At 65.8% G+C, this 19,728-nt stretch carries 17 protein-coding genes; 11 read left to right on the top strand and 6 right to left on the bottom strand.

Translation table 11 applies throughout. The features are described 5' to 3' along the window. Positions 1 to 17: 17 nt before the first annotated feature. The gene (locus AC5QPF_RS18530; RefSeq protein ID WP_494959278.1) at positions 18 to 815 is read right to left on the bottom strand and encodes a crotonase/enoyl-CoA hydratase family protein; all 798 of its coding nucleotides are present in this window, start codon (positions 813 to 815) and stop codon (positions 18 to 20) included. A 144-nt stretch (positions 816 to 959) separates the two neighbouring features. Here AC5QPF_RS18530 and AC5QPF_RS18525 point away from each other — a divergent pair, with 144 nt between their 5' ends. From AC5QPF_RS18525 to AC5QPF_RS18490, 8 genes are all read left to right on the top strand, one after another. Then, on the top strand, positions 960 to 1,511 hold the full coding sequence (locus AC5QPF_RS18525) for a TetR family transcriptional regulator (protein ID WP_494959277.1): 552 nt from the start codon (positions 960 to 962) through the stop codon (positions 1,509 to 1,511). An 11-nt stretch (positions 1,512 to 1,522) separates the two neighbouring features. After that, on the top strand, positions 1,523 to 2,407 hold the full coding sequence (locus AC5QPF_RS18520) for a LysR substrate-binding domain-containing protein (RefSeq protein ID WP_494959276.1): 885 nt from the start codon (positions 1,523 to 1,525) through the stop codon (positions 2,405 to 2,407). Between the two features lie 144 nt (positions 2,408 to 2,551). Continuing rightward, positions 2,552 to 5,230 carry an aconitate hydratase AcnA gene (acnA, locus tag AC5QPF_RS18515; protein ID WP_494959275.1) on the top strand — a complete coding sequence of 893 codons (2,679 nt, stop codon included), beginning with the start codon at positions 2,552 to 2,554 and terminating at the stop codon, positions 5,228 to 5,230. A gap of 120 nt (positions 5,231 to 5,350) precedes the next feature. Further along, on the top strand, positions 5,351 to 6,403 hold the full coding sequence (locus AC5QPF_RS18510; RefSeq protein WP_494959274.1) for a beta-propeller fold lactonase family protein: 1,053 nt from the start codon (positions 5,351 to 5,353) through the stop codon (positions 6,401 to 6,403). Between the two features lie 73 nt (positions 6,404 to 6,476). Further along, entirely contained in the window at positions 6,477 to 7,793 is a 1,317-nt protein-coding gene (locus tag AC5QPF_RS18505) for an MFS transporter (protein ID WP_494959273.1), read from the top strand. Between the two features lie 110 nt (positions 7,794 to 7,903). Then, on the top strand, positions 7,904 to 9,145 hold the full coding sequence (locus tag AC5QPF_RS18500; protein ID WP_494959272.1) for an OprD family outer membrane porin: 1,242 nt from the start codon (positions 7,904 to 7,906) through the stop codon (positions 9,143 to 9,145). 124 nt (positions 9,146 to 9,269) lie between these two features. After that, positions 9,270 to 9,995 (top strand): transporter substrate-binding domain-containing protein, encoded by a 726-nt coding sequence (locus tag AC5QPF_RS18495; protein WP_494959271.1) that lies wholly within the window; start codon positions 9,270 to 9,272, stop codon positions 9,993 to 9,995. A 48-nt stretch (positions 9,996 to 10,043) separates the two neighbouring features. Beyond that, complete coding sequence (locus tag AC5QPF_RS18490; RefSeq protein WP_494959270.1) at positions 10,044 to 11,687, top strand: acetolactate synthase large subunit; 1,644 nt, start codon at positions 10,044 to 10,046, stop codon at positions 11,685 to 11,687. 57 nt (positions 11,688 to 11,744) lie between these two features. Here the strand turns inward: AC5QPF_RS18490 and AC5QPF_RS18485 are convergent, their stop codons facing one another. The 4 genes from AC5QPF_RS18485 to AC5QPF_RS18470 all read right to left on the bottom strand — a co-directional run bounded on the left by AC5QPF_RS18485 (position 11,745) and on the right by AC5QPF_RS18470 (position 15,128). Beyond that, positions 11,745 to 11,999, bottom strand: coding sequence for a type B 50S ribosomal protein L31 (locus AC5QPF_RS18485; RefSeq protein ID WP_494959269.1), 255 nt, complete (start codon positions 11,997 to 11,999; stop codon positions 11,745 to 11,747). A gap of 124 nt (positions 12,000 to 12,123) precedes the next feature. Beyond that, complete coding sequence (locus AC5QPF_RS18480) at positions 12,124 to 13,419, bottom strand: MFS transporter (protein ID WP_494959268.1); 1,296 nt, start codon at positions 13,417 to 13,419, stop codon at positions 12,124 to 12,126. 42 nt (positions 13,420 to 13,461) lie between these two features. Further along, positions 13,462 to 14,238, bottom strand: coding sequence for an SDR family oxidoreductase (locus tag AC5QPF_RS18475; RefSeq protein WP_494959267.1), 777 nt, complete (start codon positions 14,236 to 14,238; stop codon positions 13,462 to 13,464). Beyond that, complete coding sequence (locus AC5QPF_RS18470) at positions 14,235 to 15,128, bottom strand: TIM barrel protein (RefSeq protein WP_494959266.1); 894 nt, start codon at positions 15,126 to 15,128, stop codon at positions 14,235 to 14,237. The genes AC5QPF_RS18475 and AC5QPF_RS18470 overlap by 4 nt, the downstream gene beginning before the upstream one ends. A 118-nt stretch (positions 15,129 to 15,246) precedes the next feature. Between AC5QPF_RS18470 and AC5QPF_RS18465 the strand changes: the two genes are divergently transcribed. After that, positions 15,247 to 16,164 carry a LysR substrate-binding domain-containing protein gene (locus AC5QPF_RS18465; RefSeq protein WP_494959265.1) on the top strand — a complete coding sequence of 306 codons (918 nt, stop codon included), beginning with the start codon at positions 15,247 to 15,249 and terminating at the stop codon, positions 16,162 to 16,164. A 114-nt stretch (positions 16,165 to 16,278) separates the two neighbouring features. Here the strand turns inward: AC5QPF_RS18465 and AC5QPF_RS18460 are convergent, their stop codons facing one another. Further along, positions 16,279 to 17,052, bottom strand: coding sequence for an IclR family transcriptional regulator domain-containing protein (locus tag AC5QPF_RS18460; RefSeq protein WP_494959264.1), 774 nt, complete (start codon positions 17,050 to 17,052; stop codon positions 16,279 to 16,281). Between the two features lie 147 nt (positions 17,053 to 17,199). On the opposite strand from AC5QPF_RS18460, the gene AC5QPF_RS18455 reads away from it, so the two are divergent. Both AC5QPF_RS18455 and AC5QPF_RS18450 read left to right on the top strand, forming a co-directional pair. Beyond that, a complete protein-coding gene (locus AC5QPF_RS18455; RefSeq protein ID WP_494959263.1) occupies positions 17,200 to 18,009 on the top strand; it encodes a shikimate dehydrogenase family protein in 810 nt (269 codons plus the stop codon). A gap of 9 nt (positions 18,010 to 18,018) precedes the next feature. After that, positions 18,019 to 19,728 (top strand): FAD-dependent oxidoreductase, encoded by a 1,710-nt coding sequence (locus tag AC5QPF_RS18450; protein WP_494959262.1) that lies wholly within the window; start codon positions 18,019 to 18,021, stop codon positions 19,726 to 19,728.

Genomic DNA, 19,728 nt, shown 5'->3' with positions numbered 1-19,728 from the left:
AGTCTTGTCTGGGGCGTTCAGCGCCCGTTGAACACTGCCTCGCGCTTCTGCATCATCGCCATTACCCCCTCCCGCGCATCCTGGCTGCGGATCAGCCTGAGCATCTGTTCGTCGAGCAACGCCAGGGCCGCACTATCGCCCTGGTCTTGCGCGGCGAAGGCCGACTCCAGGGTCGCCTGCACGCCCAGCGGCGCGGCACGGGCAACCTTGTCGGCGAGCGCGATGGCCCGCTCCAGCCCCTGTCCCGGCTCGACCACCTCGGTCACCAGACGCATGTGCAATGCCTGGGTTGCATCGAACTCGTCGCCGGTAAGCAGGTAGCGCATCGCCGCGTTCCAGCCTGCCGCGCGGGGGAAGCGCACGCTGGAGCCGCCCAGAGGGGCGATGCCGCGCAGCACCTCCAGGTGAGCGAAGCGCGCATCGCTTTCGGCGACGACGATATCGGCGTTGAGCATCAACTCGATGCCGGCAGTCCAGCAGGTGCCGTTGACCGCGACCACCACCGGCTTGGTCCGGCGCTTGCCGCTGACGCCCCATGGGTCGATGCCGGCGGCCGGGTAGGCGAAGCTTCCTCCGGCCAGTTTCGGCGCCAGTTCCATCAGGTCCAGGCCCGCCGTGAAATGCGCACCGTGGGCGAACAGCACTGCGCAACGCAGTTGGTCATTGCCTTCGTACTCGCCGAGGGCCAGCGACAGGTCTGCGAGCAGTGCGCTGTCGAAGGCATTGCGCTTGCCGGCCCGGTCCAGGCCGATCAGCAGTAACTGGCCACGTTGTTCGCGGGTGACCCGTCCTGCGCCACTGTTGGCTTGTGTCATTCCTTGCTCTCCTGCAGTGATGAGTTACTTACCGTTTGTTTGGTTTGCGCATTGAAACTAAACAAACGGTTGGTAACCGTCAAATTGAGCGGGGCACGCTTATACCCTAGAATCACCGGCCTTGATCGAGAGACCGGTTCAGCCATGCGCCCGCCGAAGATTTCCCGCGACGATTTGCTCAACCAGTGCGCCATCACCTTCAAGCGCCTGGGTTACCACGGCACCACCATGGACACCCTGGCGAGCGCCTGCGGCCTGACCAAGGCGTCGTTCTATCACCACTATCCGAACAAGGAATCGCTGCTGCGCGATGTCCTGGACTGGACCCACCAGGGCCTTGCCCGGCATCTGTTCAGCATCGCCGCGGACGAGCGTCTGGAGCCGGCCGAGCGCCTGGCGAAGATGGGGCGCAAGGCCCTGCGCCTGTTCCAGGACGATGCCATCGGCTGCCTGATGGGCGTGGTGGCGGTGGACGCCAGCTACGGCAAGCCGGAACTGATGGCGCCGATCCGGTCTTTCTTCGCCGACTGGGCGGCGGCCTGCACGCGGCTGTTCGCGACGCTGGAGGAAGCTGAAGAGCTGGGCCAGCAACTGGTGGCCGACTACGAGGGGGCGATCCTCCTGGCGCGTATCCATGGCGATCCGGCCTATATCGAGCGGGTGACCCGCCGGGCCCTGAAACTGCTGGCCGCTTGAGGAGCCCATCGATGCGCTACGACCTCACCAGCCTCGACCTGTTCATCACCGTCGCCCAGGAGCGCAACCTCACCCGCGCGGCGCGGATCAAGCACCTGGCGGTGTCGGCGATCAGCAAGCGGATCAGCGAGCTGGAAGCGCAGATTGGCTCGCCGTTGCTGATCCGCAACGCCCGTGGCGTCGAGCTGACCCCGGCGGGACAGTCCCTGCTGTTCTACGCTCGTCAGCTCAAGCAGACCCTGGCCCAACTCGACACCGAGCTGGCCGACTACGCCAGCGGCGTGAAAGGGCATGTGCGCATCCACGCCATCACTTCGGCGCTGTCGCAGTTCCTGCCCCAGGACGTGGCGGCATTTGCCGAGCGCTATCCGCAGATCCGCTTCGACATCGAGGAACGGGTCGGTTCGGCGGTGGTGCGGGCGGTGGCCGATGGTCGTGCCGACCTTGGCATCATCGCCGCACAGACGGCCGCCCAGGGCCTGGAGACCCTGCCTTACCGTGACGATGAACTGGTGTTGGTGGTGCCCGCCGGGCATGCCCTGGCGCAGCGCAGGTCGATACCGTTTCGCGATGCCCTGGACCACGAATTCGTCGGCCCGCACCTGGAAAGCTCGGTGTACAACCTGCTCACCCGCGAGGCGGAGGCGCTCGGCGTACCCTTGCGCTTGCGTATCCGTATCAGCAGTTTCGACTGCATGTGCCGCCTGGTCTCCAATGGCCTCGGCGTGGCGGTGCTGCCGCGCAGCGTGGTCAACCAGTACCAGCGCAGCCATGGCCTGAAGGCGGTAAGCCTGGCCGAGCCGTGGGCCAAGCGGTCCCTGCTGCTGGCGTTCCGCAAATACGATGCGGCCTCGCCAACCCTGCGGACTTTCATCGACCACCTCACCAGCGCCTGACCCTCTCCAGCGTTCTCGTTTGGAGAACGCTCCCGTGGCGATTGATCAATTTTCATCCCTGCGCCCAGCTCCTAGTATCGGCCCCATCGACGGTGCCCGGCCTCTGCCCGGTCCCGCCAACAACTAGAAAAGCCGAGCGACGAGATGACCGAGACAGCCCGCGACCTTCTTTCCTCCCTGGTGATCGACCAGCAGACCTTTGCCTACGTCGACCTGCACAAGCTGCTGGGCGCCGAGGCTCTGGCACGCCTGCCGTACTCGATCCGCATCCTCCTGGAGAACGTCGCGCGCTGCTCGCCGCAGGCGCTGCCATCGGTGCTGCTGCGGGCCATCGGCGAGGGCCCGGCCTGCGAGGTGCCGTTCCAGCCCAACCGCCTGATGTTCCATGACACCACCTGCCTGCCGGCCCTGGCCGACTTCGCCGGCATGCGCGACGTGGTCGCCGAGCTGGGCGGCGATCCGCAGGCGATGAACCCGCTGATCCCGGCGGTGCTGACCATCGACCACTCGGTGATCGTCGAGCGCTATGCCGAGGCCGACGCGGTCGAGGCCAACCTGGACATCGATTTTCGCCGCAACAGCGAGCGCTACCGCTTCATCAAGTGGGCGCAGAAGAGCCTGGACAACTTCGGCGTGATCCCGCCGGGTACCGGGATCATTCATCAGATGAACATGGAAGCCCTGGCCAGGGTGGTCTGGGAAAGCCGCACCAGCGACGGTCAGCGCCTGTTGCACCCGGACGACATGGTCGCCACGGACAGCCACACCCCGATGATCAACGCCATCGGCGTGCTCGGCTGGGGCGTCGGCGGCCTTGAAGGGCAGGCGGCGATGGTTGGCGAGCCGGTGCCGATCAGCTTCCCCGAGGTCATCGGCATCCGCCTGAGCAATGCCTTGCGCCCGGGCGTCACCGCCACCGACCTGGCCCTGCATGTGGCCCAGATCCTGCGCCGGCGTTCGGTGGTCGGCAAGTTCGTCGAGTTCACCGGGCCCGGTCTGTCGACCCTGGGCTGGGCAGCGCGGGGGACAGTGTCAAACATGGCGCCGGAGTACGGCGCCACCGTGGTGTTCTTCCCGTTCGACGATGAAACCCTGAGCTACCTGGAACTCAGCGGTCGTCCCGCCGAACTGCGCCGCCAGGTCAGTGCCTATATGACGGCCCAGCCCCTATGGCGCCGTAACCACCTGCCTGAGCCGCAGTTCGACGAACTGATCGAACTGGACCTGGCCAGCCTCGAACCCAGCGTCGCCGGCCCGCACCAGCCGCACCAGCGCCAGCCGCTGTCTGCTGCCAGCGCCTCGTTCCGCGACGAAGTGCTGGGCGGCGAGGGACTGATCGCCGGCCCTGCTGGGCCGACCTTCTTCGAGCCGTCGTTCGGCGAGGCCATCGGCCATGGCGCGGTGGTGATGTCGGCGATCACCAGCTGCACCAACACCGCCAACCCGTCGCTGATGATCCAGGCCGGCCTGCTGGCCCGCCGCGCCCGCCAACTGGGCCTGCAACGCAAGCCTTGGGTGAAGACGTCGCTGTCTCCCGGCTCGCGGGTAGTCGCCGACTACCTGGCCGAGGCCGGGCTGTTGGAGGATTTCGCCGCCCTGGGCTTCGACCTCGCCGGCTTTGGCTGCATGACCTGCATCGGCAACTCCGGCAAGCTCGAAGCGCATGTCGAGGACTTCGCCGACCAGGGCCTCAAGGGCGTGGTGGTGCTGTCCGGCAACCGTAACTTCGAAGGCCGGGTCAATCCGAAGGTGCCGGCCGGCTACCTGGCCTCGCCAGCGCTGTGCGTGGCCTATGCCATCGCCGGGCGCATCGATATCGATCTGACCCGCGACCCGCTGGGCGTGGACGCCAGTGGCAAGGCGGTGTACCTGCACGACCTTATGCCGGACGACGAGGTGGTCGCCGCGCAGGTGGCCGAGGTGGTGCGCCCGGAGTTCTTCCAGCAGCGCCTGGCCACCGTCTGGGACGGCACCCATCACTGGCAGGCGCTGTCCGCCGAGGGCAGCGTGCAGTTCCCCTGGAGCCCGCAATCGACCTACCTGCGTCGGCCGCAATACCTCGCTGATATCCAGGCCGAAGCCAAGGCCAGCCTGGCCATTGCTGGTGCGCGGGCGCTGATGGTGCTGGGCGATAACGTCACTACTGACCATATCTCGCCGGCCGGGGCCATTCCCGCGTCGAGCCTGGCCGGGCAGTGGCTGCTGGAGCGCGGCGAAGACCCGCAGGACCTCAACCAGTATTCGACCCGGCGCAGCAACCACGAGGTCATGTTGCGCGGCGCCTTCACCAACAAGTCGGTGAAGAACCGCCTGCTGGGCGACGAGCAGCCGGGGCAGGGCGCCTGGGCCTGGACCGCTGACCGGCAGCAGTGCCTGCCGCTGTACGAGGCGGCGAAAAGCTACGCCGCCGCAGGCACGCCGCTGGTGGTGTTCGCCGGGATCAACTATGGCGCCGGTTCCAGTCGCGACTGGGCGGCCAAGGCCCAGGCGCTGCTCGGGGTCAGGGCGGTGGTGGCGCGCAGCATCGAGCGGATTCACCGCAGCAACCTGATCGGCATGGGGGTGATTCCGTTGCAGTTCCGCGAGGGGCAGGGCGTGGATGACCTGCGGCTGGACGGTAGCGAGCAAGTGGATTTCCTCGGGCTGGATGACCTGCAGGTCGGCGACAACCCGGTGACCCTCGTGATTCGCCGGGCTTCTGGGGAACGCCAGGAGGTCGGACTGGGGGTGAGGATCGATTCCTTGCAGGAGATCCGCTACCTGCGCAATGGCGGGGTTTTGCCCTATGTGATCCGCAAGGTGGTGGCCAGGACCAAGTCCTGAGTCGCCCCTGTCGCGGGCAACGCCCGCTCCCACAGGACCTGTATGCACCGCGGCCTTTGTGGGAGCGGGCGTTGCCCGCGATGAGGCCCTGAAGAACAACAACGATTTCGGAGACACCCCATGTACGCCTACGTCGGCTCCCGCACCACCCGTGAACGCAACGCCCGCGGCGATGGCATCAGCGTCTTCGCCGTCGACCAGGACCACGGCCGCCTGAGCCTGGTGCAACTGGTCGAGGACCTGGTCAACCCGTCGTTCCTCGTCCTCAACCGCCGCGGCGACCGCCTCTATGCGGTGCACGGCGATCGTAGCGAAGTCAGTGCCTTTTGCGTCGACCAGGGCACTGGCCGCCTGAGCTTCCTCAACCGCCAGAGCTGCGAGGGCAAGAACCCGGTGCACCTGGCCCTCGACCCCAGCGAGCGCTTCCTGGTGGTGTCCAACCACATCAGCGGCACCCTGGCGGTGCTCGAAGTCGACAGCAACGGCGCCCTGAGTGCGCTGGTACAACTGGTGGCCCTGCATGGCCCGACCGGTCCGCACCGGGTCGAGCAGCCATTCGCCAAACCGCACTACAACCTGTTCAACGCCAGCGGCCAGTTCGTCCTGGTGCCGGACAAGGGCCTGGACCGGATCTTCGTGTTCCGCTTCGATAACGGCCGCCTGGTCCCGACCGAGCAAGCCTTCGTGCCCAGCCGCGAAGGCGCAGGTCCCCGGCAGGTAGCCGTGCATCCGCGAGCGCCGCTGGTCTTCGCCCTCAACGAACTGGATTCCAGCGTCACCAGCTATCGCTTCGATGCGGCGAGTGGCGCGCTGGAACCACTGCGTGTCCTGCCCTCGCTGCCGTCGGTCTACACCGGCAACAGCCGCGCGGCGCAACTGGAGGTCAGCGCCGACGGGCGTTTCCTCTACGCCTCCAACCGTGGCAGCGACAGCATCGCGGTGTTCGCCATCGACACCGGGACCGGCCTGCTCAGTCCGGTGCAGTTCGCCCCGAGCGGCGGGCGTACCCCGCGCTTCTTCGCCCTGACGCCCAACCAGCGTTTCCTTTTCGTCCTCAACGAGGACAGCGATTCCATCGTCGCCCTGGCCGTGGACCCTGCCTCCGGCGGCCTGAGCGATACCGGTTTCTCCGTGGGCACCGGCAGTCCGGTGTGCATGGTCTTTTCCGCCTGATACACCCGGGTCTCGGCCCGGTCACTATAAAAATCCACGGCACAGGCGCAAGCTTGCTGCCTACGAGGTCGCCATGAACAAGAACAATACGCTCGATGAACACGCGATAGTCCGCAAGATCACCTGGCGGATCATTCCCTTCGTTTTCCTGCTCTACATCGTGTCCTACCTGGACCGCGCCAACATCGGCTACGCCGCGCTGGAGATGAACAAGGAACTGGCCCTGAGCAGCGAGGCCTTCGGCTTTATCTCCGGGATCTTCTTCATCGGCTACTTCCTCTTCGAAGTGCCGAGCAACGTGATGCTCAACAAGTACGGCGCGCGGGTGTGGATCGCCCGGATCCTGGTGACCTGGGGGCTGATTGCCGCCGGCACCGCCTTCGCCCAGACCGCCAACCAGCTCTATGTGCTGCGCTTCCTGCTGGGCGTGGCCGAGGCCGGGTTCTTCCCGGGGATCATCGTCTACCTGACCTACTGGTTCCGTTCCAAAGAGCTGGCGACCACCGTGGCGCTATTCACCGCGGCGATCCCGGTCAGCTACATCATCGGCGCGCCGCTTTCCACCTGGATCATGGACAACGTCAAGTGGTTCGACTGGAGCGGCTGGCGCTGGATGCTGTTCCTCGAAGGCATTCCCGCCGTGCTGCTGGGCATCGCCTGCTACTTCTTCCTCACCGACAAGCCGGAGCAGGCCAGGTGGCTGAAGCCGGAAGAGAAGGAATGGCTGCTCGCCGAACTGGAGCGCGATCGCCAGGGCCGCAAGAACGTCAAGAGCCTGGGCGTGTTCAAGACCATGACCAACCCCAAGGTGCTGTACCTGGCATTTATCTACTTTGTCTACCAATGCGGCAGCCTTGGTGTCGGCTACTGGATGCCGCAGATCATCAAGGGCTTCTCCAGCAGCCTGAGCCACACCGAGATCGGCCTGATCGCCATGCTGCCCTACATCGTCGCCACCGTGGCCATGGTGATCTGGTCGCGCAGTTCCGACCGGCGCAACGAGCGCAAGCTGCACTCGGCGGTGCCGCTGCTGGTGGCCGCATTGGGCCTGGTGGGGGCGGGGATGCTGGGCAGCCCGGTGCTGTCGATGGCGATGATCTGCATCGCGCTGTCCGGGTTGTACAGCTTCAAGTCGCCGTTCTGGGCGCTGCCGACCCTGTTCCTCGACCGCACCACGGCGGCGGTGTCCATCGCCGTGATCAACTCCATCGGCAACCTGGGTGGCTTTGTCGGGCCGTCGATGATCGGCGTGGTCAAGGGCAACAGCCAGAGCGCGGCGACCGGGTTGCTGTTCCTCAGCGGGTTGCTGGCGGTGGCGTTCCTGATGACGGCACTGATGCGGGTGAGCAACAACGAACCGGGTCAGCCGGCTGCCGTTTCGGCCCATTGATCGCAGGGGACCGCAAAGCAGGCCCCAAACCATTCAATCGAGTCTTCCTGCCTGGCCCCCGATCCTGAGGGCCATGGCGCCCCCATACCTATAAAAAACGGACCACCCCGATGCACAACAACAAGAAGATCATCACCACCCTCGTCACCCTGACCCCCTGCCTGGCCAGCGCCGCTGGCTTCATCGAGGACAGCAAGGCCAGCCTGCAGACCTCGAACTACTACTTCAACCGCGATTTCCGCGACGGCGCCGGGCAGAACAAGCGCGAGGAATGGGCCCAGGGCTTCATCCTCGACTTGCGCTCCGGCTACACCGCCGGAACCGTCGGTTTCGGCCTGGACGCCATGGGCATGCTGGGCCTCAAGCTGGACTCCAGCCCGGACCGCACCGGCAGCGGCCTGCTGCCGACCCATGGCGACGGTCGCGCCGCCGACGAGTTCGGCCGGGTCGGCCTCACCGCCAGGGTGCGAGTCGGTGACAGTGAGCTGAAATACGGCACCCTGATCCCCAAGCTGCCGACCCTGCAGGCCAACACCGGGCGGATCCTCCCGCAGACCTTCGACGGCGGTCTGCTGACGGTCAAGGACATCACCGGCCTGACCCTCACCGGCGCCCGCTTCGAGCGCATGACCGACCGCGACTCCACAGACGCCATCGGCCTGACCCTGAACAACAAGAACCGCCGCTTCCGCGCCGCCGCCGATGGCGATGCGCTGCTGATCGGCGGTGCCGACTACGCCCTTGGCAAGCAGATGGTGCTCAGCTACCAGTATGCCGAGCTGGAAGAGATCTACAGCCAGCACTTCCTCGGCCTGACGCACACCCTGGCCGTCGGCCCCGGCAAGCTGAAGAGCGACCTGCGCTACATGCTCAGCGACGACAGCGGCGCGGCCCGTGGTGGACGGATCGACAGCGGTGCGCTGAGCGGGATGTTCACCTACAGCCTGGGCGGGCATGCTTTCGGCGTCGGCTTGCAGAAGATGACCGGTGACACCTCGATGCCGTTCGTCAACGGCACCGACCCGTACCTGGCCAACTACATCCAGATCAACGACTTCGCCGAGCCGGGGGAGCGCTCCTGGCAGGTGCGTTATGACTATGATTTCAGCGCCGTGGGCGTGCCGGGCCTGACCTTCATGAGCCGCTACGTCAAGGGCGACCACGCCGACGCGGCCACCTCGGCCAGCACCGGCCGGGAATGGGAGCGCAATACCGATGTGGGGTATGTGTTCCAGGACGGGGTGCTGAAGAATGTCGGAATCAAGTGGCGCAATGCGGCCTATCGGTCGAGCTTTGCCCGGGGTGCCGACGAGAATCGCCTGATCGTTTCCTATACCTTGCCGATCTGGTAAGCCTTCAGGGCCCTATCGCGGGCAATGCCCGCTCCCACAGGGATCTGTGTCGCCGCGGACATTGTGGGAGCGGGCGTTGCCCGCGATGAGGCCCGAGAGATCACCCACATTGCTGGAGCCCAACATGACCCTGGTAACCCCCGCCATCCTCCAGGACCTCGCCCCCGACGGCGTCCTGCGCGTCGCCATCAATCTCGGCAACCCGGTCCTCGCCCAGCGTGGCGCCGACGGCGAGCCCCAGGGCGTCTCCGTGGCCTTGGCCAAGGCCCTGGCGGAAGAATTGGGCGTCCCCCTGGAAATGCGCACCTACGACGCCGCCGGCAAGGTCTTCGCCGCCCTTGAAGACAACGCCTGGACCGTCGCCTTCCTCGCCATCGAACCGGTGCGCGAAGCACAGATCCACTTCAGCGCCCCCTACGTGCTGATCGAAGGCACCTACCTGGTGCGCCAGGACGCCCCGTTCCAGCAGGTGGAACAGCTCGACCAGCCCGGCCTGCGCCTGGCCGTGGGCGAGGGCGCCGCCTATGACCTGTTCCTCAGCCGCACCCTGCAGCACGCCACGCTGGAGCGTGCCGGCACCTCGGCGGGCGCCGTGGACCTGTTCATCGCCGAAAACCTCGACGCCGCGGCCGGCGTGCGCCAGCCGCTGGAGAAGATCGCTGCGGCCGATTGTCGCTATCGGGTGCTGGAAGGTGCATTTACTTCAATACGTCAAGCCATGGCAGTGCCAAAAAGATGTAACAATGCCGCCGTCTTTGTAAGTGACTTTATCGAACGTTGCTTGCGTCAAGACTTCGTCCGGGCCGCTTTGCTGGCGACCGGGCAGACCGATGTCAGTGCCAAGCGCTGAGCGGTCGACACTCAAACCCGTGCAATCCCATTTGAGGTAGCAAGCAAGATGGCCAAGGCCGCCGATGTCGTTGTGCAATGCCTGGAAAACGAAGGTGTCGAGTATGTGTTCGGCATTCCCGGCGAGGAAAACCTCGACCTGCTGGAATCCCTGCGCAAGTCGAAGATCAAGCTGGTACTGACCCGCCACGAACAGTCCGCCGGCTTCATGGCCGCCACCTATGGCCGCCTCACCGGCAAGACCGGCGTCAGCCTGTCGACCCTCGGCCCGGGCGCGACCAACCTGGTCACCGCCGGCGCCTACGCCTACCTCGGCGGCATGCCGATGCTGATGATCACCGGCCAGAAGCCGATCAAGAAGTCCAAGCAGGGTCGCTTCCAGATCATCGACGTGTGCGCAATGATGGACCCCATCACCAAGTACACCCACCAGTTCGCTTCCGCCGACAACATCCCGTCGCGCATGCGTGAGGCCTTCCGTCTCGCCGAGGAAGAGAAGCCGGGCGCCGTGCACCTGGAGCTGCCGGAAGACATCGCTGCCGAGCAGACCGATGTCCTGCCGATCCCGCCAAGCCTGCACCGTCGTCCGTTGGCCGAGCACGTGGCGATCGACGCCGCCATCGACAAGCTGCGCACCGCCCGCAGCCCGATCCTGGTGATCGGCGCTGGCGCCAACCGCAAGATGACCGCCAAGGTCCTCGAACAACTGATCGAGAAGACCGGCATCCCGTTCGTCACCACCCAGCTGGGCAAGGGCGTGGTCGACGAGCGCAACCCGCGCTTCCTCGGCAACGCCGCGCTGTCCTCCGGTGACTTCGTCCACCGTGCGGTCGAGGCTGCCGACCTGATCATCAACATCGGTCACGACGTGATCGAGAAGCCGCCGTTCTTCATGGTCCGTGGCGGCACCGAGGTCATCCACATCAACTTCCGCTCTGCCGAAGTCGATGCCGTGTACTTCCCGCAGATCGAAGTGATCGGCGACATCGCCAACGCCGTGTGGCAGATCGGCGAAGGCCTGGGCGACGTGTCGCACTGGGACTTCACCCGCCTGATGGCCATTCGCGAGGCCAACGAAGCGCAGATCGCCGAGGGCAAGGACGACAACCGCTTCCCGGTGTACCCGCAACGCCTGGTCGCCGATATCCGCCGTGCCCTGCCATCCGAGGGCATCGTTGCCCTGGACAACGGTATCTACAAGATCTGGTTCGCGCGCAACTACAAGGCGCACAAGCCCAACACCGTACTGCTGGACAACGCCTTGGCGACCATGGGCGCTGGCCTGCCGTCGGCCATGGCTTCGCACCTGGTGTACCCGGACCGTCCGGTGATTGCCGTGTGCGGCGATGGCGGCTTCATGATGAACAGCCAGGAGCTGGAAACCGCAGTCCGTCTGAACATGCATGTCACCGTGGTGATCCTGCGTGACGATGGCTACGGCATGATCCGCTGGAAGCAGGCGAACATGGGCTTCACTGATTTCGGCCTGGACTACGGCAACCCGGACTTCGTCAAATACGCCGAAGCCTATGGTGCCAACGGCCACCGCGTGGAAAGTGCCGAAGGCCTGCTGCCGCTGCTGGAGCACTGCATCAAGACCCCGGGCGTACACGTGATCGACGTGCCGGTGGACTACAGCGAGAACGATCGCATCCTCAATATCGAACTGCGTGAGCGTGCCCTGGCCGTTTAAGCTGCGTCGAGCTTGAAGAGAAACGCCGCTTTCCGGGAGACCGGAAAGCGGCGTTTTTCATTTGGTGGCGAAACCGGCGAAGCGTTTGTTGAAGCCGGCCACACGGCCTTCGCTCTTGGCCTTGCGCTCCTGGCCGGTGTAGACCGGGTGGGAGGCGCTGGACACGTCGAGGGTGACGTAGGGGTAGGTGTTGCCGTCGCTGTGGACGTAGGTCTTGTCGGTGTCGACGGTGGAGCCGATCAGCCAGAAGGCGTTGGCGCTGGTGTCGTGGAACAGGACGGGGCGGTAGGCGGGGTGGATGCCGGGTTTCATCGGGGTCTCCAGTTGATACGATATAAAGTAACAAAACTCTAGTTGATATCGAATCTCATTTCAACCCGTAGGAGCTGGGTTGTGCCGTCAGGCCGGATTGAACTGCAGCAGGGCCAAGAGGGAATCAAACGTGTCGCGCCTGCAATACCGGTTCCTCGACCCCTGCCGGCCGCGACAGCAAGGCCGCGATCGCCGCAAGCAACGACAGCCCGCCGATAAAGCACGCCACCGGCACCCAGTCGTTGCCATCGCTCATCAGCGCATAGCACAGGCTCGGCGAGAAACCGGAGATGATGAAGCTCAACTGGGTGGCCAGGCCGACCCCGGTGTAGCGCACGCGAATGCTGAACATCTCGGCGTAGAACGAGGGCCACAAGGCGTTCGGCGCGCTGTACAGCACACCCTTGAGCAACACGGTGCTGAACAGGATCAGGCCGAGATTGGCGGTGCTGATCGACCAGAGGAACAGAAACACCCCGGCGCAGCAGGCCAGAGAACCGATGGCGAAGATGCGCTTGCGGCCGATGCGGTCGGCCAGCAGGCCGAACAGCGGCTGGCAGATCAGCGCGACGACCTGGCTGGCGGCGATGGCGCTGAGCATCGACGGCCGGTCCACCTGCTGGTTATTGGTGGCCCAGGACAGGCCGAAGATCATCACCAGCGACGACACCGCGCAGATCAGTGCACAACTGAACACCGTGAAAAACGCGCGGTGCTCCTTGCTGAACAGCTCGGCCACCGGCAGGCGTTGCGGCGTCGGCTTGCTGTCCTTGAACTCCGGGCTTTCTTCGACGCCACGGCGGATCAGCCAGGTAATCACCACCATCACCGCGCTGAGCAGGAAGGGAATCCGCCAGCCCCAGGCCAGCAACTGTTCCTGGCTGAGCATGGACAGAGGGATAAACACCGAGGTGGCGAGGATCGAGCCCATGGAGGCGCCGTTGATCAGCCAACTGGTATAGAACGTCTTGCTCTTGCCGGGGGCGTGTTCCATGGTCAGCAGGCTGGCGCCGACCTGTTCGCCACCGGCGGAAAATCCTTGCAGCAGGCGGCAGAACACCAGCAGCGCCGGGGCCCAGGCGCCGATGCTGGCGTAGGTGGGCAGCAGGCCGATGGTGAAGGTGGCCAGGCCCATCAGCAGCAGGGTCATCATCAGCACCTGCTTGCGCCCGATACGGTCGCCGAGATGGCCGCAGACCAGCGCACCGATGGGCCGGGCGATATAGCCGACGCCAAAGGTGGCCAGCGCCGCCAGGGTGCCGGCCATGTGGTCGCTGGAGGGGAAGAACAGCGTACTGAACACCAGCGCCGCAGCCGATCCGTAGATGAAGAAGTCGTAGTACTCGACGACGCTGCCGAGGAAGCTGCCGAACGCAGCCCGGCGCGCCATGCGCCGGTTATCGGGATGGGGAGTGTTCATATGCAACCTTTCTTGTAGTTGTGATGGTCGGGTAAGGCGTGTTCAGTTGCCGAAGGGCGCCAACTGGCTGCCGCCGCAGACATGGACGACTTCGGCAGTGATGAAGGCGGCATCCGGCGAGGCCAGGAAGGCCGTGGTCCCGGCGATGTCTTCCGGGGTCGCCAGGCGTTTGAGCGGTGTATTGGCGATGGAGCCGGCGGCCATGTGTTCGAAGCTCTCGGCATCGCGTCCGTCGAGGGTGAAGGCCGAAGGCAGCAGGCCCGGGGCGATGGCATTGACGGTGACATTGTGCGGCGCCAATTCCCGGGCCATGGAGCGGGTCAGCCCCACCAGCCCGGCCTTGCAGGCGACGTAGGCGGGCGGTCCGCCGGCGACCCAGCAGCGCGAGACGATATTGATCACCCGGCCGCTGCCCCGGGCTTTCCAGTACGGCGCGACCTGCTGGCAGAGCAGGGCGGGACCGCGCAGGTTGACGGCCATCATGTGGTCCCATTTCACCGGATCGAAATCGTAGATCGAGCCGCGATGATTGACCGCGGCGTTGTTCACCACTACATCGAGGCGACCGAAGGTGCTGCCGCCCAGCGCCACCAGGGCAGCGATCGACGCGGCATCGCCCAGGTCGGCGTGAACGGCGAGGGCGCGTTGTTCTTCGGCCAGCGGCAGGTTGTCGACCAGGGTCTGGGCGGCGTCCAGATCGATGTCTGCGGCGATGACATGCAGGCCGTCCTGGCACAGGCGCTGGCAGATGGCGCGGCCCAGCTCGCCGGCGGCGCCGGTGACCAGGGCGACGCGGCGCGGGGTGTGGGGCAGGTTCATGGGCAGAATACCTCGGGGGTGGAAACAGGGGCGACCGGGGCGTCCAGGTCGAGATAGCGCTGCATCAGCTCGCGGTTGCGCAGCAGCTTGTGGGCATCGGGCCAGGTGCTGTCGAAGTCCTCCACCGACAGCCAGTCGACGAAGCCGCGTTCGGCCAGGGTCTGCAGCATTTCGCGCAGGGGCAGCACGCCCTGGTCTGGCGGGCACCATTCCCAGCGCCAGCACTGGTGATCGGCCTGGGCCACCCAGGCCACATTCTTCACCTGCACATGGGCCAGGTGCTCGCCCATCAGGTCGAGGGACAGGCCCACGTCCTCGCGGCCTTCGATGGCCAGGTTGCCGAGGTCGTAGATGATGCCCAGGTGTTGCGCCGGGTAATGCTCGGCGATGCGCATGGCCAGGGATGGGCTGGAGCAGATGGTGCGCTGGTGCACTTCCAGGGCCAGGCGCACGCCGGCGGCTTCGGCGCGGGGTAGCAACTGGTCGAGAAAGTGGCGCATGCGGCTGCTGGTGGCGGCATAGCCTTCGCGGTCGTAGGCCGGTGCCCACAGGCGCAGGCGGGCATTGCCGGCCAGGGCAGCGAGGTCGATCAGGCGCAGGGCCGGGTCGAGGTCGCCCACTGTCAGGTACGGGCTGAGGCCGAAGATCTGCAAGCCGTTGGCCTGGCAGCGCTGCTGGATACGGGTGATGGCCTGTTCGCACGGTGGCAGGGTGCAGCGGTTGTTGCTGCGCGCATCCCAGGCGCGGCTGGCGTCCAGGCCGTCGATGGCGGCGACGCGCCATTCGACGCCCTGGTAACCCAGGCGGGCAAGCTCGTCCACCAGCGCTTCGGGGGCGAGGCTGGGCAGCGAGGCACTGGAAACGCCCAGGCGGGGGCGGGCTTGAGTCATGGCAATGGTGTCCGTGGAAGCGATGGAAAGGATGCTAGATGAAGTTAGAGGTTGATTAAATTGATATAAAATCGTGCATTGGTTAACTTGCAGGTTGATTAACTCAAGGGACCTGCCGGTGAATCTCTCCACCATCAACCTGCGTCACTTCCGCGTTTTCCTCGCCGTGGTCAGCTCCGGCAGCCTGGCCACGGCCTCGCGTTTGCTGCATATCACCCTGTCGGCGGTGTCCAAGAGCATCAAGGAACTGGAGCAGGAACTGGGCTCGCAGTTGCTGGTACGCGGGCGCAAGGGCGTGCAGTTGACCGCGGCCGGCGAGGCTTTTCACAAGCATGCGGCGCAGGCCATGGCCAGTTTCCGCATGGCCCTGGACGAGGGCCAGGTGCGTCCCCAGGCGCCCCAGGTGTTGCGGGTTGGCGCCTTGCCGACGGCGGCGGGCTACATGCTGGCGCCGGTGATCGCGCAGATGCGCCAGCGCTATCCGCAGATTCAGGTACAGGTGCTGGCCGGGGTGTACGACTTTCTTGTTGGCAAGCTGCGTACCCATGAGCTGGACCTGATCGTTGGTCGCCTGATTGGTCGCGACATGCTCGGCGTGGTGTTCGAGGCGCTGTACGAGGAAGACCTGCTGCTGGTGGTACGCCGCGACCATCCGCTGGCGGCCCGCGAACGGCTGGTGCTGGAGGATTTGCGGCCGTATGTGCTGCTGGTTTCGCCGCAGGGGACGCTGGTGCGTATCAGTGTCGACAACTTCCTGCTGTCCAGCGGCGCAGGGGAGGGGTTCGCGATCCAGGAGTCGCTGAGCGAGACCTTCTCGCGGGTGTATGTGCAGGACTACGACGGGGTGTGGTTCGTCCAGCGTGGGGTGGTGGACCTGGATCTGCGCCTGGGGATCGTCAAGGCGCTGCCGTTCAGCAGTACCTTGCTGCGGGCGCCGATCGGGCTGACCACGCCGACGGACCGGCCGTTGTCGGAGGCGGCGCAGGTGTTCGCGGGGTTGTTGCGGGAGTGGTGCAACCGCCCGCTTCAGGGGTAATTTTCAGGGCCCCATCGCGGGCAACGCCCGCTCCCACAAGGACTGCGGTGCACACAAAACCCTGTGGGAGCGGGCGTTGCCCGCGATGAGGCCGGATCAGACACCACAAGGCCCTCAGGCCTCCATCACCGGCCGCAACAACGCCTGCGCTTCATAAAGCGGCATCAGGAACCGCCGCCGCATCTCCTCCAGGCTGATCCGCGACGCATGGCTGGTCACCGCCAACGTCGAGCGCAACACGCCATGCCGGTCCAGCAACGGCACCCCCAGCACCCGCATTCCCACCTCGAATTCCTGGTCCACCTCGGCATACCCCTGCCGCGCGATCCGCTGCAATTCCTCGCGCAACGGCCCTTCCTCCACGCAGGTATGGGGCGTCAAGCCGCGCAGGTCGACCCGGGCGAAGTACGCCGCCAGTTCCGCCTCGTCCAGCGATGCCAGCCACAACCGCCCGCTGGCGGTGCAATACATCGGTACCCGCGACCCCGGCCGGATCGACAGCGAGGCCACATGGCTGTACCGGCTGCGGACGATATGCACGATCTCGTCGCCATCCCGCGTACCCACCGAGACATGTTCCTGGGTGGTCCGCGCCACCTGTTCCACCACCGGTCGCAGCATCCGCGGCAACTGCGCCGAGTCCACATAGGCCTGGCCGATGCGCAGGGCCTTGGGCGTCAGCCAGTACTGGCGGCCATCGGTCTGCAGAAAGGCTTCGTGCACCAACGTCAGGAGAAAGCGCCGAGCCGCGCTCGGCGTCAGCCCGGACAGGCGCGCCGCCTCGGGCACGCTGAGCTTCGGTCGGTCGACGCTGAACAGTTGCATGAGCGCCAGGCCCTTCTGCAGACCGACGATAAGGTCGCGCGGGTGAATCTCGGGCTGAGCCATGGGACGCTCCACTGATTTCGACAAAGACTGCGATTATCGCAGTCATGTTGCGAATAACAACTAAAACCTCGATCTCCAGCGTTGGCCGCCAGGGCGCCAGACCGCACCCTTGGCGCACAACAACAACGGCCCTCTTGGAGGTCTCGCATGCTGCACGGATCCACCGAACTGGTGGCGATCGTCGGGTCGCCCATCACCCAGGTCAAATCCCCGGAAAACTTCAATCGCTGGTTCCAGGCCAACCGCCACGACCTGGCGATGCTGCCCATCGATATCCGCGAGGACGCCCTCGACGCCTTCATCGACACTCTGCGCGGCTGGCAGAACCTGCGCGGCGTGGTGGTCACCGTGCCGTACAAGCAGGTGCTGGCCGGGCGTCTGGACGAAGTCAGCGAGCGTGCTGCCGCCCTGGGTTCGGTGAACGTGATCCGCCGCCAGGCCGATGGCCGCCTGCTGGGCGACAACGTCGATGGCGAGGGCTTTCTCAACGCTGCCTGCCTCAATGGCTTGCGCGCCGAGGGCAAGCGTGCGCTGGTGATCGGTGCGGGCGGTGTTGGCAGTGCGATCGCCTGGTCGCTGTGCCAGGCCGGGGTCGCCTCGCTGGTGCTCAGCGATGCCAGCGCGACGCGCTGCGAGGCATTGGCCGAGCTGCTGGGCAAGGCGTTCGCCGGGGTGCGCATCGTTATCGGCTACGACTCGCTGCAAGGCTTCGACCTGCTGGTGAATGCTACCCCGGCAGGCATGGGCGGCACCGGCGAGTTGCCGCTGGACGCTGCGCAACTGGACAGTCTGGACGCCGCCACGCTGGTCGCTGACGTGGTCACCTCGCCGGAAATCACGCCCTTGCTCGCCGCCGCCCGCGAACGCGGCTGCGCGATCCAGACCGGCCCGCAGATGGCCTTCGCCCAGCTCGGCAACCTCGGCCACTTCATGGGCGTCACGCCCTTGCAGTTGTGAGGGCGGGTGATGAGCGCGCCTGAAGAGGTCTTCGACCTGATCGTTCTCGGCAGTGGTGCTGCGGGCTTTGCCGCAGCAGCGACGGCTACCCGCAAGGGACTGAAAGTACTGCTGGTGGAAAAGGCCGCGCAGTTCGGCGGCACCTCGGCGATTTCCGGCGGTGCGGTGTGGGTCCATGGCACCGACCAGGCCCGCGCCGCCGGCATCGAGGACAGCCCCGAGGCCATGCGCCGCTACCTGCACAAGACCATCGGTCCCGGCTACAACGCTGAACTGGTGGACGCCTATATCGAGCAAGGCCAGCAGGCACTGCGCTGGCTGGAAAGCCATACCGAACTGAAGTACGCCCTGCGCCCGCTGTCCCCGGATTACTACCCGGACCAGGAGGGCGCCACCGACCGCGGCCGTGCCCTGGAGATGCTGGAGTACGACGGCCGTCGTCTCGGCGCGCACTTCAAGGACCTGAAGATGCCGCCGGCGGGCATGCTGCTCTTCGGTGGGATGATGGTCAACCGCGTGGATATCCAGCATTTCCTCAGCTTCCGCCGTTCGCCACGGTCGCTGTTGCATTGCCTGAAACTGATGGGCCGCTATGCCATCGACCGCATCAGCCATCCGCGTGGCACCCGCCTGACTACGGGCAATGCACTGGTCGCCCGGCTCGCCACCACGGCCTTCGCTCATGGTTTGACGTTATGGCTGGACAGCCGTACCGAAGCGCTGATCATCGAGCAGGGGGCGGTGGTGGGGGCGACCATCGCGCGTGGTGGTCGCCTGCTGCGGGTGCGCTCCCGTGGTGGTGTGATCTGCGCTACCGGTGGTTTCGCCGCCGCGCCGGAAGCGGCGGCACAACGCCCGGACACCGGCAGCGCGCACCTGAGCATGTCGCCGCACACCAACACCGGTGATGGCTTGCGCCTGGGCCAGGCGGCGGGTGCGGTGCTGGGGGAAGGACTGGCCGCCAACTTCTTCTGGGCACCGGTTTCCGAGGTGCTGCACAAGAACGGCCAGCGCGAGCGCTTCCCCCATCTGGTCACCGATCGCGCCAAGCCCGGCGTGATCGCGGTCAACCGGGCCGGCGAGCGTTTCGTCAACGAATCCGACTCCTACCACCATTTCGTCCAGCGCATGTACGCCACCGGCAGCACACCGTGCTGGCTGGTCTGCGATGCCGAGGCCCTGAACAAATACGGCCTCGGTCTGGCTCGGCCCAAACCGGTCAACAACGACGCGCTGATCGAGGCCGGCTACCTGTTCCGTGCCGCCAGCGCCGAGCAACTGGCAGCGCAGATCGGTGTCGATCCCCGGGGCCTGCGGCGCACCCTGGAAAGCTACAACCGCGATGCCCGCGAGGGCGTGGACCGCGCCTTCGGCAAGGGCGGCAACAGCTATAACCGCTACATGGGTGACCCCGAACACCAGCCCGACCCGTGCAACGCGCCGCTGCTCAAGGCGCCGTGGTACGCGATCCGCCTGCACAGCGGCGATCTCGGCTCGGCACGTGGCCTGGCCACCGACGCCCAGGCACGGGTGCTGGACGCCAGCGGCGTGCCGATCCCTGGCCTTTACGCCGCCGGCAACGACATGAACTCGTTGATGGCCGGCACCTATCCCGGCCCCGGCATCACCCTCGGCCCGGGCCTGACCTTCGGCTGGCTCGCCGCCTGCCATGCCGCCGAGCGGCTGGCACACACACCCTCGATGATCCTGGAGAAATGA

Source organism: Pseudomonas sp. Con_6 (assembly GCF_059379395.1).
Note: the sequence above shows the minus strand (reverse complement) of the source record. Positions and strands in the feature narration are given on the sequence as shown.